The sequence below is a fragment of the Terrabacter carboxydivorans genome (assembly GCF_039532035.1).
Taxonomy (GTDB): domain Bacteria; phylum Actinomycetota; class Actinomycetes; order Actinomycetales; family Dermatophilaceae; genus Terrabacter; species Terrabacter carboxydivorans.
In genome coordinates this window covers 90,890-105,958 of record NZ_BAAARE010000007.1, presented here as the reverse complement: position 1 = coordinate 105,958, position 15,069 = coordinate 90,890, and the positions used below count along the sequence as shown (strand labels likewise).

Genomic DNA, 15,069 nt, shown 5'->3' with positions numbered 1-15,069 from the left:
ATCCGAGACAATTGTCCTCCATCGGTGGCGGTCGCGCCACCCGTTCGGCGGTTCGATGGGAACCATGAACGCTGCACCCGCCACCGCCGGCCTCCACGCCCCCCTCGGCTCCGCCGGCACGGTCACCGTCGGCACCGGTCCGCTCTCGCCCGACGACGTCGTCGCGGTCGCCCGTCACGGCGCCCGGGTCGAGCTGTCCGCCGAGGCCGAGGCCGAGATCTCGCGCAGCCGCGCCGTCATCGAGGACCTCGCCCACGACACCGTGCCGCACTACGGCGTCTCGACCGGCTTCGGCGCCCTCGCGACCCGGCACATCCCGACGGAGCTGCGGGCCCAGCTGCAGCGCTCGCTCGTGCGCTCGCACGCCGCCGGCGCCGGTCCCGAGGTCGAGCGAGAGGTCGTGCGCGCCCTCATGCTCTTGCGCCTGTCGACCCTCGCGACCGGACGCACCGGCGTGCGCCTGCAGACCGCGAGGACGTATGCGGCCCTGCTGAGTGCCGGGATCACCCCGGTCGTGCACGAGTACGGTTCCCTCGGCTGCTCCGGCGACCTCGCGCCCCTGTCGCACTGCGCGCTCGCCGCGATGGGCGAGGGGCCGGTGCGTCTCGCCGACGGCACCCTCACGGACGCTGCGACCGCCCTGCGCGACAACGGGATCGAGCCTGTCGTCCTCGCGGAGAAGGAGGGCCTCGCCCTCATCAACGGCACCGACGGCATGCTCGGCATGCTCGTCCTCGCCATCCACGACCTGCGCCACCTGCTCAAGGTCGCCGACGTGTCGGCCGCGATGAGCGTCGAGGGCCTGCTCGGCTCCGACAGCGTCTTCGCGCCCGACCTGCACGCGCTGCGTCCGCAGGTGGGGCAGGGCGACTCGGCGGCGAACATCCTTGCCGTCATGGCCAGCTCGCCGATGCGGGAGTCGCACCGCACCGAGGAGTGCACCCGCGTCCAGGACGCCTACTCCCTCCGCTGCGCCCCCCAGGTGCACGGCGGTGCGCGTGACACGGTCGAGCACGCGGCCCGCGTCGCAGCGGCCGAGCTCGCCTCCGCCGTCGACAACCCCGTCGTCACGCCGGACGGCCGGGTCGAGTCCAACGGCAACTTCCACGGGGCGCCCGTCGCCTACGTCCTCGACTTCCTCGCCATCGTCGCCGCGGACGTCGCCTCCATGTCGGAGCGCCGGACCGACCGCTTCCTCGACCAGGCCCGCAACCACGGCCTGCCGCCCTTCCTCGCCGACGACCCCGGCGTCGACTCCGGCCTGATGATCGCGCAGTACACCCAGGCCGCGATGGTCTCGGAGATGAAGCGCCTCGCCGTGCCCGCGTCGGTCGACTCGATCCCGAGCTCGGCGATGCAGGAGGACCACGTGTCGATGGGCTGGTCCGGAGCGCGCAAGCTGCGCCGGTCGGTCGACGCGCTCGGCCGGGTCCTGTCGATCGAGGTGCTCACGGCCGCCCGCGGCATCCAGCTGCGCGCACCGCTCGAGCCGGCCCCCGCGACCGGTGCGGTCATCGCCGCCCTGTCGGCGCGGACCAACGCAGCCCCGGGACCCGACCGCTTCCTCGCGCCCGACATCGAGGGCGCCAGTGCAGCCGTGGCCGACGGCGCCGTCCTCGCGGCCGCCGAGTCCGTCACCGGCCCCCTCCGCTGACCGCCCGCGGCTGACCCACCCACCCCCAACCGTCGAAAGGCCAGAGTTTGTCGGTCCTGACGAGTCGAGTGGCCGAAGTGTGCGACAAGCACTGGCCTCTCGACGGGCACGGACCCGCAAGGAATGGCCTCTCGACGGGTGAACCACACGGCATACCAACGAATTTCCCGCTCGAAGGAGAGTGACATGGAAGGTGCACGACCCGTCCGCGCGGCTCGCGGCACGCAGCTGACCGCGCAGTCGTGGGCCACCGAGGCCCCCCTCCGCATGCTGATGAACAACCTCGACCCCGAGGTGGCCGAGCGCCCCGACGACCTCGTCGTCTACGGCGGCACCGGGCGTGCGGCGCGCGACTGGAAGTCGTTCGACGCGATGGTGCGCACGCTGACCACGCTCAAGCAGGACGAGACGATGCTCGTCCAGAGCGGCCGCCCCGTCGGCGTCATGCAGACCCACGAGTGGGCGCCGCGCGTGCTCATCGCCAACTCCAACCTCGTCGGCGACTGGGCCACCTGGCCCGAGTTCCGACGCCTCGAGCACCTCGGCCTGACGATGTACGGCCAGATGACGGCCGGCTCATGGATCTACATCGGCACGCAGGGCATCGTCCAGGGCACCTACGAGACGTTCGCCGCCGTCGCCGAGAAGCGCTTCAACGGCACGCTCGCCGGCACGCTCACCCTGACCGGTGGCTGCGGCGGCATGGGCGGCGCGCAGCCGCTCGCCGTCACGATGAACGACGGCGCGTGCCTCATCGTCGACGTCGACCCGGCCCGCCTGCACCGCCGCGTCGAGCACCGCTACCTCGACGAGGTCGCCAAGGACCTCGACGACGCCATCGACAAGGCGCTCGCGGCCAAGCGCGAGCGTCGCGGCTGGTCGGTCGGCGTCGTCGGCAACGCGGCCGAGATCTTCCCCGAGCTGCTCCGCCGCGGCGTCGAGATCGACATCGTCACCGACCAGACCTCGGCCCACGACCCCCTCAGCTACCTCCCCGAGGGCGTCGCCCTCGAGGACTGGGCCGAGCACGCCGAGAAGAAGCCCGAGGACTTCACCGACCGTGCCCGCGCCTCGATGGCCAAGCACGTCAAGGCGATGGTCGAGTTCCAGGACGCCGGCGCCGAGGTCTTCGACTACGGCAACTCGATCCGCGACGAGGCCCGGCAGGGCGGCTACGACCGGGCCTTCGAGTTCCCCGGCTTCGTGCCGGCCTACATCCGTCCGCTGTTCTGCGAGGGCAAGGGCCCGTTCCGCTGGGCCGCGCTCTCCGGCGACCCGCGCGACATCGCCGCGACCGACAAGGCCGTGCTCGACCTCTTCCCCGACAACGACCGCCTGCACAAGTGGATCCGCGGCGCTCAGGACCGGATCGCCTTCCAGGGCCTGCCTGCCCGCATCTGCTGGCTCGGCTACGGCGAGCGCGACAAGGCGGGCCTGGCCTTCAACGAGCTCGTCCGCACCGGCGAGGTGAGTGCCCCGATCGTCATCGGCCGCGACCACCTCGACTCGGGCTCGGTCGCCAGCCCCTACCGCGAGACCGAGGCCATGGCCGACGGCTCCGACGCGATCGCCGACTGGCCGCTGCTCAACGCGCTCGTCAACACGAGCTCGGGCGCGAGCTGGGTCTCGATCCACCACGGTGGCGGCGTCGGCATCGGCCGCAGCCTGCACGCCGGCCAGGTCTCCCTCGCCGACGGCACCGACCTCGCGGCGCAGAAGCTCGCCCGCGTGCTGACCAACGACCCCGGCATGGGCGTCATCCGCCACGTCGACGCGGGCTATGACATCGCCGACCGGGTCGCGCACGAGCGCGGCGTCCGCATCCCCATGCAGGAGGGCTGAGGCGCCGTATGCCGTTCAGCGCTCCCGTCTCCGCGTTCGATGTGTCACCGCGGCCTCTGGGCCGCGGGGACACATCGAACCGAGGGACGCCGGGAGGGCGCGCGGTGTGGGATCGGAGCGGTCAGCGGGGGCGGCGGACCGTGATCGGGCCCTTGGCGTGGTCGGGGTCGATGACCCGGCCGCCCTGGACGATCTGGGCGCGCCCGGCGGCGACGAGCCGGCGGGCAGCGTTGCGGGCGGGCTCGACGAGCGTCTCCCAGTCGGCGCCGCCGACGGCCCGGGCCGCATCAGACGGGTCGACCGTGGCCGAGGCGGCGTGCGCCCTGACGAGCTTGGCCAACGTGTCCTCGAGCTCGAGGTCGACGAGGGTCAGGCCGCGCTTGCGGCAGCTGTCGGAGCACCAGCGCACGGTCGCCCAGTCGCGCTCCCAGGCCTTGCGCCACGTGATGGTGCGGCCGCAGCGGGCGCACGGTTTGGTGGGCAGCGGGGTGCGGGACATGGTGACCAGTGTCCGGCATCGTGACCTCTCGACGCGCCACGAGGGGCAAACCATGGCCTCTCGACGGTGCAGAGGGGGCCAGACGTGGCCTTTCGACGGTCGAGGGGCGGCCACACGTGGCCTTTCGACGGTCGAGGGGCGGCCACACGTGGCCTTTCGACGGTCAGGGGGTCTTGCGGGTCTCCTCGTCGGAGATGTCCGCGACCGTCGCCTCGAAGAGGCGGATGACGTCGTCGCCCTGCACCGTGAGGCCGACCCCGTGAGCGCCGCCGCCGATCGAGATGCGTCGGCCCACGAGGTGGCTGTCGGCGATGACCGGCAGCCGGGTGGCCGAGCCGAACGGCGTGATCGTGCCGCGCTCGTAGCCCGTGACGGCCTTGGCGGCCTCGGCGTCGGGCATCGAGATGCGGTTCGTGCCGAGCAGCGCCCGCACCTTGGCCCACGAGAAGGTGCGGTCACCGGGCACGAGGACGAAGACGTGGTCGTCCTCGGCGCGACGCACGACGAGGGTCTTGATGAGGTCGCGCGGCTCGATGCCGCGGGCCGCGGCCGCCTCCTCGAGGCTCGAGACGCGGCCGTGCCGGGTCACGGTGTGCTCGATGCCGGCCGCGACGACGGCGTCGACCGCCGGCGTGCGGACCTGCTCGGACTCACTACGCTCGGCGGTGTCATCACGGTCAGGGGCCATGAGTCAGAGCCTAGTTACCCGGCCGCACGCAGGTGCCGGCCCGACGAGGAGCGGTGAACGACGTGACGACGAGCTTCGACCGGATGTGGGGCGACCTCGAGCCGGTCGGCCGCCACGCGGGGACGGGCGGCTACCGCCGCTACGCGTGGACGCGGACCGACCACGACCTGCGCGAGTGGTTCGCCGCCGAGTGCGCGGCCCGTGGCCTCGACCTCGTCGAGGACCGCGCCGGCAACCAGTGGGGCTGGTGGGGTGACCCGGACGCCGCGCCCGGTGTCGTCATCGGGTCGCACCTCGACTCCGTCCCGGACGGCGGGGCGTTCGACGGCCCGCTCGGGGTCGTCAGCGCCCTCGCGACCGTCGACGCGCTGCGCGAGGCTGGCATGGCTCCCGACGTGCCGCTCGGCGTCGTCAACTTCGTCGACGAGGAGGGTGCCCGCTTCGGCATCGCCTGCGCGGGCTCCCGCATCATCACCGGCGCCCTCGACGCCGACCGCGCCCGCTCGCTCACCGACGCCGACGGCGTCACCATGGCCGAGGCCTGGCGCAGCGCCGGCCGCGACCCCGAGACGCTCGGCCGCGACGACGAGACCGTGCGCCGCATCGGCCGGTTCGTCGAGCTCCACGTCGAGCAGGGCAAGGCCCTCGCGATCGCCCCCGACGGCGGCGACGACCTCACCGACCCGGCCCGCGCCGTCGCCGTCGGCACCGACATCTGGCCGCACGGCCGCTGGCGCATCGACATCCCCGGCGAGGCCAACCACGCCGGCACCACCCGCATCGAGGACCGTCGCGACGCGATGCTCGGCCTCGCCGAGGTCGTGCAGGCCGCGCGGTCGTATGCCGTGGGGCTCGGCTGCGTGGCCACCGTGGGCAAGGTCGACGTCGTCCCGGGCGGGGTCAACGCCATCCCGAGCCACGTCACCGCCTGGCTCGACGCGCGCGGGCAGAGCGAGCACGTCGTCCACGCGGTGGTCGACGCCGTGTCGTCCGAGGCCGCCCGGCTCGGCGCGACGACGACCGAGGAGTCGTGGACCCCGACGACGGCCTTCGACACGCGGCTCGTCGACCGGCTGCACGGCATACTCCCCGACGCGCCGCTGCTCGGCACGGGCGCGGGGCACGACGCCGGCATCCTCGCGACGCACGGGGTGCCGAGCGCGATGCTCTTCGTGCGCAACCCCACAGGTGTTTCACACTCGCCCAGCGAGTCCGCGAGCACCGAGGACTGCCACCATGGGGTCACGGCCCTCACCGCCGTCGTGACCGAGCTGTGCACAGGGAAGGACCCCGAGTCGATGAGCGTGGCCCGATGACTGCTTTCTGGTGCGAGAGTGCTTGGCTGACAGGTGGGCTGGCGCACCGCGTGCGCCTCGTCACGCAGGACGGCCTGCTCAAGGACGTCCTCGTCGACGCCGACCCGCAGCCCGACGACGTGCGCCTCGCCGGCGTGACGCTGCCCGGCATGGCCAACGCCCACAGCCACGCCTTCCACCGCGCCCTGCGCGGACGGGTCAACGGCGGCGGCGGCAACTTCTGGAGCTGGCGCGAGCAGATGTATGCCGCCGCGGAGCAGCTCAACCCCGACACGTACTTCGTGCTCGCGCGGGCCGTCTTCGCCGAGATGGTCCAGGCCGGCATCACGGTCGTGGGGGAGTTCCACTACGTCCACCACCGTCCGGGCGGCCACCCCTACCGCGACCCCAACGCCATGGGGCTCGCCGTGCGACAGGCCGCCGACGAGGCCGGCATCCGCCTGACGCTGCTCGACACCTGCTACCTCGAGGGTGGCCTCAACGGCGGCGGCCACATCGAGCTGCACCCCGGCCAGCTGCGCTTCAGCGACGGCTCGGTCGACGCCTGGGCCGAGCGCATGTCGGCGCGGCGCCCCGAGACCGACCGGGTGCGCCTCGGCGCGGCGATCCACTCGGTGCGCGCGGTGCGGCGCGAGGACCTGCCCCGGGTCGTCGAGGCGGCGGGCGACCTGCCGCTCCACGTCCACCTCTCGGAGCAGCACGGCGAGAACCTCGCGTGCCAGATGTTCTACGGCGCGAGCCCGACCCAGCTGCTCGACGAGGCCGGTGCCCTCGGCGCCCACGCGACCGCGGTGCACGCCACCCACCTCGAGGACCGCGACATCGAGCTCATCGGCGGCACCGGCACCGGCGCCTGCTTCTGCCCGACGACCGAGCGCGACCTCGCCGACGGCATCGGCCCGGCCCGCGCCCTGCACGACGCCGGCAGCCCGCTCTCGCTCGGGTCCGACCAGCACGTCATCATCGACCCCTTCGAGGAGCTGCGTGGCCTCGAGATGCACGAGCGGCTCGTCACCAACGAGCGCGACCGCTTCTCGGCCAACGACCTGCTGCTCGCGGCCTCGTTCAACGGCTATCGCTCCCTGGGCTGGTCCGACGGCGGCCACCTGAGCAAGGGCGCCCTCGCCGACTTCGTCACGGTGCGCACCGACACCGTCAACACGGCGGGCGCCGCCCACGACCAGATCATCTACGCGTGCGTGGCCTCCGACGTCTCGACCGTCGTCGTCGGCGGCGACATCGTGGTCAGCGACGGCCACCACCGGATGGGCGACGTCGGCCGGATGCTCGTCGGCGCCATCGACCGCGTGGCCGGAGGCGTCCCCGCGTGAGCCTGCTCCTCACGGGCATCGCCGAGCTGACGACGAACGACCCCGCCCGCGGCGACGGGCAGACCGACCCCGGTGACGCCCTCCTCGGCATCGTCCGCGATGCCGCCCTCGTCGTCTCGGACGACGGAGACGTCGAGTGGGTCGGGCCGGAGCGCGACGCCCCGGACGCGGACGAGCGGCGTGACCTCGGCGGTCGCGCCGTCGTCCCCGGCTTCGTCGACTCGCACAGCCACCTCGTCTTCGCCGGTGACCGGTCGGCGGAGTTCGCCGCGCGCATGACCGGCACGCCCTACGACGGGGGCGGCATCGCGGTGTCCGTCGCGGCGACCCGAGCCGCGAGCGACGACGAGCTCCGCGCCCTCGTGGCCGCCCGCGTCGCCGAGATGCGCGCCCAGGGCACGACGACCGTCGAGATCAAGAGCGGCTACGGCCTGACCCTCGACGACGAGCTCCGCAGCCTGCGCATCGCCCGGGAGCTGACCCCGCACACGACCTTCCTCGGCGCCCACGTCGTGCCACGCGAGTACGCGACGCAGCGGGCGGCATACGTCGACCTCGTGACGGGACCGATGCTCGACGCGGTCGTCGCCGACGGCCCGGGCACCCTCGCCGAGAGCATCGACGTCTTCTGCGAGCCCCACTCGGCGCACGCCTTCGACGGCGACGAGGCCCGCACGATCCTCGAGGCCGGCCGGGCCGCAGGGCTGTCGCTCCGGGTCCACGGCAACCAGCTGGGCCACGGGCCCGGCGTCCGGCTCGCCTGCGAGCTCGGGGCGCGCAGCGTCGACCACTGCACCTTCCTCGACGCCGACGACGTCGACGCGCTCGTCGCCGCCCGCGGGACCACGGTCGCGACGCTGCTGCCCGGGGTCGAGTTCTCGACCCGCTCGCCCTACCCCGACGGCCGGGCGCTCATCGACGCCGGGGTCGACGTGGCGCTCGCCAGCGACTGCAACCCCGGCACCTGCTACTCCTCGTCGATCCCGTTCGCGATCGCGCTCGCCGTGCGCGAGATGGGGCTGACGCCGGCCGAGGCGCTGCACGCCGCGACCGCCGTGTCGGCCCGCTCGCTCGGGCTGGACCGACGCGTCGCGCCGGGGCAGCCGGCCGAGCTGGCCGTCCTCGACGCGCCGAGCCACCTGCACCTGGCCTACCGCGCCGGGGTGCCGATCGCCCGCGCGCTCGAGCTCTAGCCGGCCGCGGGCTCGTCGTCGGGGTGCTGGCAGCGCAGCACCGAGCCGGGTCCCGGGTGGATGAGGCCGGTGTGCCCGTCGGCCCACTCCACGACGTAGGGAGGCGCGCCGCCCTCGCCCTTGACCTCGCGGATGACGCCCTCGCGAGTGCTCTGACCGACGTGCTCCGCGGCCATCGTGATGCGGTCACCGACCCGTGCCTCCATGGCACACCTCCTCGCGCTGGGGATCCCCTCCTAGGAGACCACCTCACGGCCCGCGCCGGAAGGTCTTGCCGGGACGAGTGGGCGAGGAGACCTCAGTCGAGCAGGACGCGCTCGCCGTAGCGCGGCACCGAGACGGCACAGTCGAACCGATCGCGTATGCCGTCCGCGAGCGCCCGTGCGGCCGCAGGCTCCCCGTGGACGACGTGGACGGTCTCCGGCGGTTGCGGCAGCTCGCCGATCCAGGCCAGCAGCTCGTCGGCGTCGGCGTGCACCGAGAAGTCGTCGAGCGTCACCACCTCGGCGCGCACCGGGACGTAGCGGCCCGCCATCTTCAGCTCCCGCACGCCCTCCTGCAGGTCGCGGCCGCGCGTGCCGATGGCCTGGTAGCCGGTGAGCAGCACGGTGTTGCGCGCCTGCGGGAGCAGGTGGCGCAGGTGGTGGACGACCCGGCCGCCGGTGGCCATGCCGGAGGCCGACACGATGATGCACGGCGTGCCAGGGGTGTTGAGGCGCATCGACTCCTCGGCGCTGTGCGCGGTCCGCAGGCCCGCGAGCCGCTGCAGCCGGTCCAGCGCCTCCGGCCGGACCTCGGCCGCGTGGGCCGGGTCGCGGTAGATCTCGAGAGCCGCGAGCGCCATCGGGCTGTCGACCCAGACCGGCACGTCGGGGATCGCGCCCGACTCGACGAGGTCGGCGATGGCGAGCAGGACGATCTCGGTGCGGTCGACGGCGAAGGCCGGCACGACGACGCTGCCACCGCGGCGGATCGTGCGCCGGATCGCCTCGGCCATGACCCGGTGCCCCGGGTCGACCTCGGGGTGGGCCCGGTCGCCGTAGGTCGACTCGACGACGACGGTGCGGGCGGCCGGGGGCCGGGTGCGGGGGAGCAGCACCGGGTGGTCCGGTCGTCCGAGGTCGCCCGAGAAGAGCACGCTCGAGCCGTCGACCTCGACGAGCACGCTCGAGGAGCCGAGGATGTGCCCCGCCGGCACGAACGTCACCGTGGCGCCGGCAGCTTGTCGCTCCGAGGCCGCGGCCTCAAGGGCGTCCGGCGCCCGGTCCGCACCCACGCGGACGACCGCGTCCCGGCCCACGGTGCGCAGGGCCGCGACGGCCACGTCGGCGTCGGCCACGGTGTAGAGCGGGAGAGGCGGGTCGTGCTTGGACCAGCCGCCCCGGCGGGCCCCCTCGGCCTCCTCCTCCTGCAGGTGCGCGCTGTCACGCAGGATGACGGCGGCGAGGGCGGCGGTGCCCGCCGTCGCGTGCACCGGACCCGTGAGGCCGGCCCGGACGAGCGCGGGCAGGTAGCCGCAGTGGTCCAGATGGGCGTGGGTCAGGGCCACGGCGTCGATCGAGGACGGGTCGACGGGTGGGGCCTCCCAGTTGAGCGACCGCCAGCGGCGCTCGCCCTGGTAGAGCCCGCAGTCGACCATGAGCCTCGCGCCCGCGCCCTCCAGCAGGAACTTGCTGCCGGTGACGGTCCCGGCCGCCCCGAGGAACGTCAATGCCGGCGCCCGTCCGGCCCTCCCGTGTCTTGCGTGACTGCCCATGGCCCACTCCTCGGATCCATCTCCATCGTCCTCCCGCGCGCACGCCGCCGGACCGGGCCGGCGGCGTGATCCTCGAGACAGACGAGGAGTGGTCGCGCGCCTCAGGTCGTGCGGACGCGGGCCTCCTCGCCGGTGCGCTGCTCGATGTCGCGCTCGGCGTCGACGATGAGCCGGTCGGCCAGGTGGCGCAGGGCGCGGGCGACGGCGATCTCGTCGCCGATCTGGCGCGAGGCCGGGTCGTCGGACGAGCGGTGGCTCGCGCCCTTGGCGCTCAGGCGGTCCGGAGGATCGGCGACGAGGACCACCGTCGCCCTGGTGTCGTCGCCGGACTCGAGCAGGGAGACGCGGACCTGCCACTCGCGCAGGTGCTGCGTCGGCGCGTGCTCGGCCTCGGTGGGGGCCGGGGTGGGAGTCGCGGCCGTGTGCTCGTCGCCGGGAACGCCGATGCGCAGCACCGCTCCCGGGCCGGGGTAGATCAGGCCGGTGTGCCCGTCGGCCCACCGCACGACGAAGGGTGGTCCGCCGTCGGCGCCGCGGACCTCGAGCACCTCCCCGTCCCGCGTGGGTTCGTCGACGTGCTCTGCCGCCAGCACGATGCGGTCTCCGACGTGTGCTCTCACGATGGCCTCCTCGATCGCTCCCCTCTCAGGAGAGCACCCGGCGTGCGAGGCTGCTCAGGGGCGAAGGGCTCCGGCCCACGGGACCTTCGGCCCTAGGCGGCACCCACGGCCACGGCGTGGGATCGGGGGAGGCCGCGCGCCCGTGCGACCGACGTGTGGACGACGACCCGAGGGAGGCGCCATCAGCACCATGCAGGCGTGGGTCGTCGACGAGCCGGGGCCGCTGCGGCGGCACCCGCTCGCGAGGGCCGAGCTGCCGATCCCGGAGCCCGGCCCCGGCGACGTGCTGGTCAGGGTGCGGGCCTGTGGGGTGTGCCGCACCGACCTGCACGTCGTCACGGGCGACCTGCCCCGGCACCGGCACCGTGTCGTGCCGGGCCACGAGGTGGTGGGCGAGGTGGCGCTCGTCGGCGAGGGCGCCCACCGCTTCGTGCCGGGGGACCGCATCGGGGTCGCGTGGCTCCGGACCACGTGCGGCTCGTGCCGGTGGTGCCGGTCGGGGCGCGAGAACCTCTGCGCGGCCTCGCGCTACACCGGCTGGGACGCCGACGGCGGCTATGCGGAGTGGACGGTCGTGCCGGAGGCGTACGCCTACCGGGTGCCCACGTCGTTCTCCGACGTCGACGCGGCGCCCCTGCTGTGCGCGGGCATCATCGGCTACCGCTCCCTCCGCCGGGCCGAGCTGCCGCCCGGCGGACGGCTCGGCATCTACGGCTTCGGCGCGAGCGCGCACCTGACCGCGCAGGTCGCGGTCGCCCAGGGAGCCGAGGTCCACGTGCTGACCCGTGGCGCCGGTGCCCAGCAGCTCGCCACCGACCTCGGTGCGGCGTCGGTCGGCGGGGCCTACGACGCGCCCCCGGTGCCGCTCGACGCCGCGATCCTCTTCGCGCCGGTCGGCGAGCTGGTCCCGGTGGCCCTCGAGGCGCTGGCACCCGGCGGGACGCTCGCGCTCGCCGGCATCCACCTGAGCGACATCCCCGTGCTCGACTACCAGCGCCACCTCTTCCGGGAGCGTTCGGTGCGCAGCGTCACGAGCAACACGAGGCAGGACGGCGAGGAGTTCCTCCTGCTGGCCGAGCGCCTGAGGCTGCGGGTGGCCACGACGCCGGTGCCGTTGGGTGAGGCCGACCTCGCCCTGGCCGATCTCGAGGCCGGGCGCATCCACGGCGCAGCCGTGCTCGTCCCCGACCGGGCCACCTGACGCTCCCGACCTGCGGACGTCCCGCTCCCGCCCACGGACCGGTCACCCGGTCACCCTGTCACCGGCTGACGCGCAGGGGCACCACCCGGCGGGAGCACACCGGGTGGTGCCCGTTCGAGGGCCCGTTCGGAGGCCGGTCGGAGGGCGGCAGCAGTGCCCGGGCCCTGCTCAGCGGGTGTCCGACGTCGAGCGGGATGCGCCGGCGAGCAGCACCGCCTGCCGGCCGGCCTCGAGGCGCACGACCGGGATCCGCGGCGGCGAGCACGACAGGTAGTCCACGCCGACGCGGGCGAAGAAGGCGATCGACGCCGGGTCGCCGGCGTGCTCCCCGCACGCGCCGAGCCCGAGGGCCGGGCAGGTCCGGCGACCGTCTCGCGCGGCGAGCTCGACCAGGGCGCCGACACCGGCTTCGTCGATGGTCTTGAACGGGTCGGTGGCGACGATCCCGGCGTCCCGGTAGGCGGCGAGGAAGTTGGCCTCGGCGTCGTCGCGCGAGATGCCCCACGTCGTCTGGGTCAGGTCGTTGGTGCCGAACGAGAAGAAGTCGGCGTGCTGCGCCAGCTCGGAGGCCGTCAGCGCGGCACGGGCCAGCTCGACCATGACCCCGATCGGCAGGTGCAGCGACGTGTCGTGGGCCCGCGCCACGTCGCCGACGATGGCCTCCATCCGGGTCCGGGCCGCGACGAGCTCCGCGACGTCCGCGACGAGGGGCACCATGAGCTCGGGACGCACGTCGTGGCCGCGGTCGCGCAGCTCGACGGTCGCCTCTGCCAGGGCACGCACCTGGGCGTCGATGATCTGCGGGAGCACGGTCAGCAGCCGCACGCCGCGCAGCCCGAGCATCGGGTTCGACTCGTGCCACCGTCGCGTCGTCGCCAGCCGGCGCTCGAGCGCCGGCTCGACGGTGCCCCGTTCCTCGGCACGCGCGACCTCGACGGAGAGCTCGACGAGGTCGGGGAGGAACTCGTGCAGCGGCGGGTCGAGGAGGCGTACGACGACCGGGAGGCCCTCCATCGTCTCGAGAAGGGCGGTGAACTCGGCGTGGGCGAGCTGCTCGATCTCGGCCAGCGCGCCCTCGCGGTCCTCGTCGGTGACGAGGCGCTCGACGAGGACGCGGCGATCGCCGAGGAGCATGTGCTCCGTGCGGCACAGGCCGATCCCCTCGGCGCCGAAACGCCTTGCGTCCCGGGCCTCCTCGGGTGTCTCGGCGTTGGCCATCACCCCGAGCCGGCGACGCAGGTCCGCGTGCGCCAGGAGGGTCAGCACGGCGCGCACGGTGCTGTCGCCGCCGTGCTCGCCGGGTGCCGCGCCCTGGCTCACGGCCGTCGCCACGGCACTCGGCTCGACGTCCCGCTGACCGGCATACAGCTCACCTGCGGTGCCGTCGACCGACACGACGGTGCCCTCGGGCAGGGTCACCCCGCCGGGGAGGGTGGCCACTCGGGCGTCGGGGTCGACGACGAGGCCCTCGACACCGGTGACGCAGGTGCGGCCGAGGCCGCGGGCCACGACCGCCGCGTGGGAGGTGAGCCCGCCTCGCGAGGTGATGACGGCGCGCGCCGCGAGGAGGCCACCGAAGTCGTCAGGGCTCGTCTCGGGCCGGGCCAGCACGACCGCACGACCGAGGGCCGTCCACGCCATCGCCGTCTCCGCGTCGAAGACGAGCTGGCCGTAGGCCGCGCCGGGGCTGGCAGCGAGACCGCGGGCGAGCGGGGTCAAGCCTTCGGCGCTCGCGAAGGTCGGGTGCAGCAACGTCTGCAGCTGCGTCCCGTCGACGCGGGTCAGGGCCTCGTCGAGGTCGATGACGCCCTCGTCGACGAGCTCGACGGCGATCCGGAACGCCGCGGCGGGGCTGCGCTTGCCGAGCCGGGTCTGCAGGATCCAGAGTCGTCCCCGCTCGACGGTGAACTCGACGTCGCAGAGGTCGCGGTAGTGCTCCTCGAGCGTGCGCAGGTGGGTGCTCAGCTCGGCGTGCAGCGCCGGCTCGCGCCGCCCGAGCTCGGAGAGGTCCATGGGGCTGCGGCTACCGCTGACGACGTCCTCGCCCTGCGCGTCCGGCAGGTAGTCCCCGAACACCCCGGGCGCACCGCTCACGGGGTCGCGGGTGAAGCAGACGCCGCTGCCGGACCGCTCGCCGCGGTTGCCGAAGACCATCTGGACGACGTTGACGGCCGTCCCGAGGTCGTCGGGGATGCCCTCGTGGGCGCGGTAGAGCCGGGCCCGCTCGCCGTTCCACGACGCGAAGACCGCGATGACGGCCCGGTGCAGCTGCTCGCGCGGGTCCTGCGGCAGGTCCTCGCCGGTGCGCTCCCGCACGAGCCGGCGGAACCCGGCGGTCAGCCGCTCGAGGGCGGCCGCGTCGAGGTCCGCGTCGGTCGCGGCCCCGGTCTCCTGACGGAGCAGCGTCAGCTGGTCGTCGAACAGCACACCGTCGACACCCAGGACGGTGCGCCCGTACATCTGCACGAGCCGGCGGTAGCTGTCCCAGGCGAAGCGACCCTCACCCCGTGCGACGAGGGCGGCAGCCACGGCGTCGGTCATCCCGACGTCGAGCACCGTCTCCATCATCCCGGGCATGGAGAAGCGGGCCCCCGACCGCACCGACACGAGGAGCGGCGCCGAGGGGTCGCCGAAACGGAGCCCCGCCCGCTGCTCGAGCTCGACCATGGCGTCCTCGATCTGCCCCCACAGGCCGTCGGGCTCACCGCCACCCGAGAGCCACGCCCTGCACGCCTCGGTCGTGACGATGAAGCCCGGTGGCACGGGCAGCCCGAGCCGCGACATCTCCGCCAGACCCGCGCCCTTGCCACCCAGCAGGCCCGCCATGGTGCGGTCCCCCTCGTGCAGCTCCAGCACGAAGGGTCGTCGTGCGGTGCGCTCCGGTGTGGTCGTCATGGCTCCTCCGATGCTCGATGCTCGCCTGCCGGAGGGTGCGCGACGCGGTCCCGGGCGGCCACGGCTCGTCCCAG

At 74.1% G+C, this 15,069-nt stretch carries 12 protein-coding genes; 6 read left to right on the top strand and 6 right to left on the bottom strand.

The window, feature by feature from the left end; all coding sequences use genetic code 11:
- The first annotated feature begins 64 nt into the window (after nt 1–64).
- Nucleotides 65–1,654: a histidine ammonia-lyase gene (gene hutH / locus ABD297_RS09160; RefSeq protein ID WP_344254580.1), complete on the top strand. Its 1,590-nt coding sequence runs from the start codon at nt 65–67 to the stop codon at nt 1,652–1,654.
- A gap of 186 nt (nt 1,655–1,840) precedes the next feature.
- Entirely contained in the window at nt 1,841–3,496 is a 1,656-nt protein-coding gene (gene hutU, locus ABD297_RS09155; protein WP_344254579.1) for a urocanate hydratase, read from the top strand.
- A 121-nt stretch (nt 3,497–3,617) separates the two neighbouring features.
- Here hutU and ABD297_RS09150 read toward each other — a convergent pair whose 3' ends face one another.
- Both ABD297_RS09150 and ABD297_RS09145 read right to left on the bottom strand, forming a co-directional pair.
- Entirely contained in the window at nt 3,618–3,995 is a 378-nt protein-coding gene (locus ABD297_RS09150; RefSeq protein WP_344254578.1) for a DUF3253 domain-containing protein, read from the bottom strand.
- A 163-nt stretch (nt 3,996–4,158) separates the two neighbouring features.
- On the bottom strand, nt 4,159–4,683 hold the full coding sequence (locus ABD297_RS09145; protein ID WP_344254577.1) for an aminoacyl-tRNA deacylase: 525 nt from the start codon (nt 4,681–4,683) through the stop codon (nt 4,159–4,161).
- A 53-nt stretch (nt 4,684–4,736) separates the two neighbouring features.
- Between ABD297_RS09145 and ABD297_RS09140 the strand changes: the two genes are divergently transcribed.
- The 3 genes from ABD297_RS09140 to hutI are packed head-to-tail and all read left to right on the top strand — an operon-like array spanning nt 4,737 to nt 8,523.
- Nucleotides 4,737–5,999, top strand: coding sequence for an allantoate amidohydrolase (locus tag ABD297_RS09140; RefSeq protein ID WP_425581151.1), 1,263 nt, complete (start codon nt 4,737–4,739; stop codon nt 5,997–5,999).
- Complete coding sequence (locus ABD297_RS09135; RefSeq protein ID WP_344254576.1) at nt 5,996–7,330, top strand: formimidoylglutamate deiminase; 1,335 nt, start codon at nt 5,996–5,998, stop codon at nt 7,328–7,330. Before ABD297_RS09140 ends, ABD297_RS09135 begins: the two co-directional genes overlap by 4 nt.
- Nucleotides 7,327–8,523, top strand: coding sequence for an imidazolonepropionase (gene hutI, locus ABD297_RS09130; RefSeq protein ID WP_344254575.1), 1,197 nt, complete (start codon nt 7,327–7,329; stop codon nt 8,521–8,523). The genes ABD297_RS09135 and hutI overlap by 4 nt, the downstream gene beginning before the upstream one ends.
- Here hutI and ABD297_RS09125 read toward each other — a convergent pair.
- From ABD297_RS09125 to ABD297_RS09115, 3 genes are all read right to left on the bottom strand, one after another.
- Entirely contained in the window at nt 8,520–8,729 is a 210-nt protein-coding gene (locus tag ABD297_RS09125) for a DUF1918 domain-containing protein (RefSeq protein ID WP_344254574.1), read from the bottom strand. The genes hutI and ABD297_RS09125 overlap by 4 nt on opposite strands.
- Nucleotides 8,730–8,821: 92 nt before the next feature.
- On the bottom strand, nt 8,822–10,279 hold the full coding sequence (locus tag ABD297_RS09120) for an MBL fold metallo-hydrolase RNA specificity domain-containing protein (protein ID WP_344254572.1): 1,458 nt from the start codon (nt 10,277–10,279) through the stop codon (nt 8,822–8,824).
- A 101-nt stretch (nt 10,280–10,380) separates the two neighbouring features.
- Entirely contained in the window at nt 10,381–10,899 is a 519-nt protein-coding gene (locus ABD297_RS09115) for a DUF1918 domain-containing protein (RefSeq protein WP_344254571.1), read from the bottom strand.
- A gap of 190 nt (nt 10,900–11,089) precedes the next feature.
- Between ABD297_RS09115 and ABD297_RS09110 the strand changes: the two genes are divergently transcribed.
- Nucleotides 11,090–12,100: a zinc-dependent alcohol dehydrogenase family protein gene (locus ABD297_RS09110; protein WP_344254570.1), complete on the top strand. Its 1,011-nt coding sequence runs from the start codon at nt 11,090–11,092 to the stop codon at nt 12,098–12,100.
- Nucleotides 12,101–12,268: 168 nt separating this feature from the next.
- On the opposite strand, the gene ppdK is transcribed toward ABD297_RS09110, so the two are convergent.
- On the bottom strand, nt 12,269–14,995 hold the full coding sequence (gene ppdK, locus ABD297_RS09105; RefSeq protein WP_344254569.1) for a pyruvate, phosphate dikinase: 2,727 nt from the start codon (nt 14,993–14,995) through the stop codon (nt 12,269–12,271).
- Between the last annotated feature and the right edge of the window lie 74 nt (nt 14,996–15,069).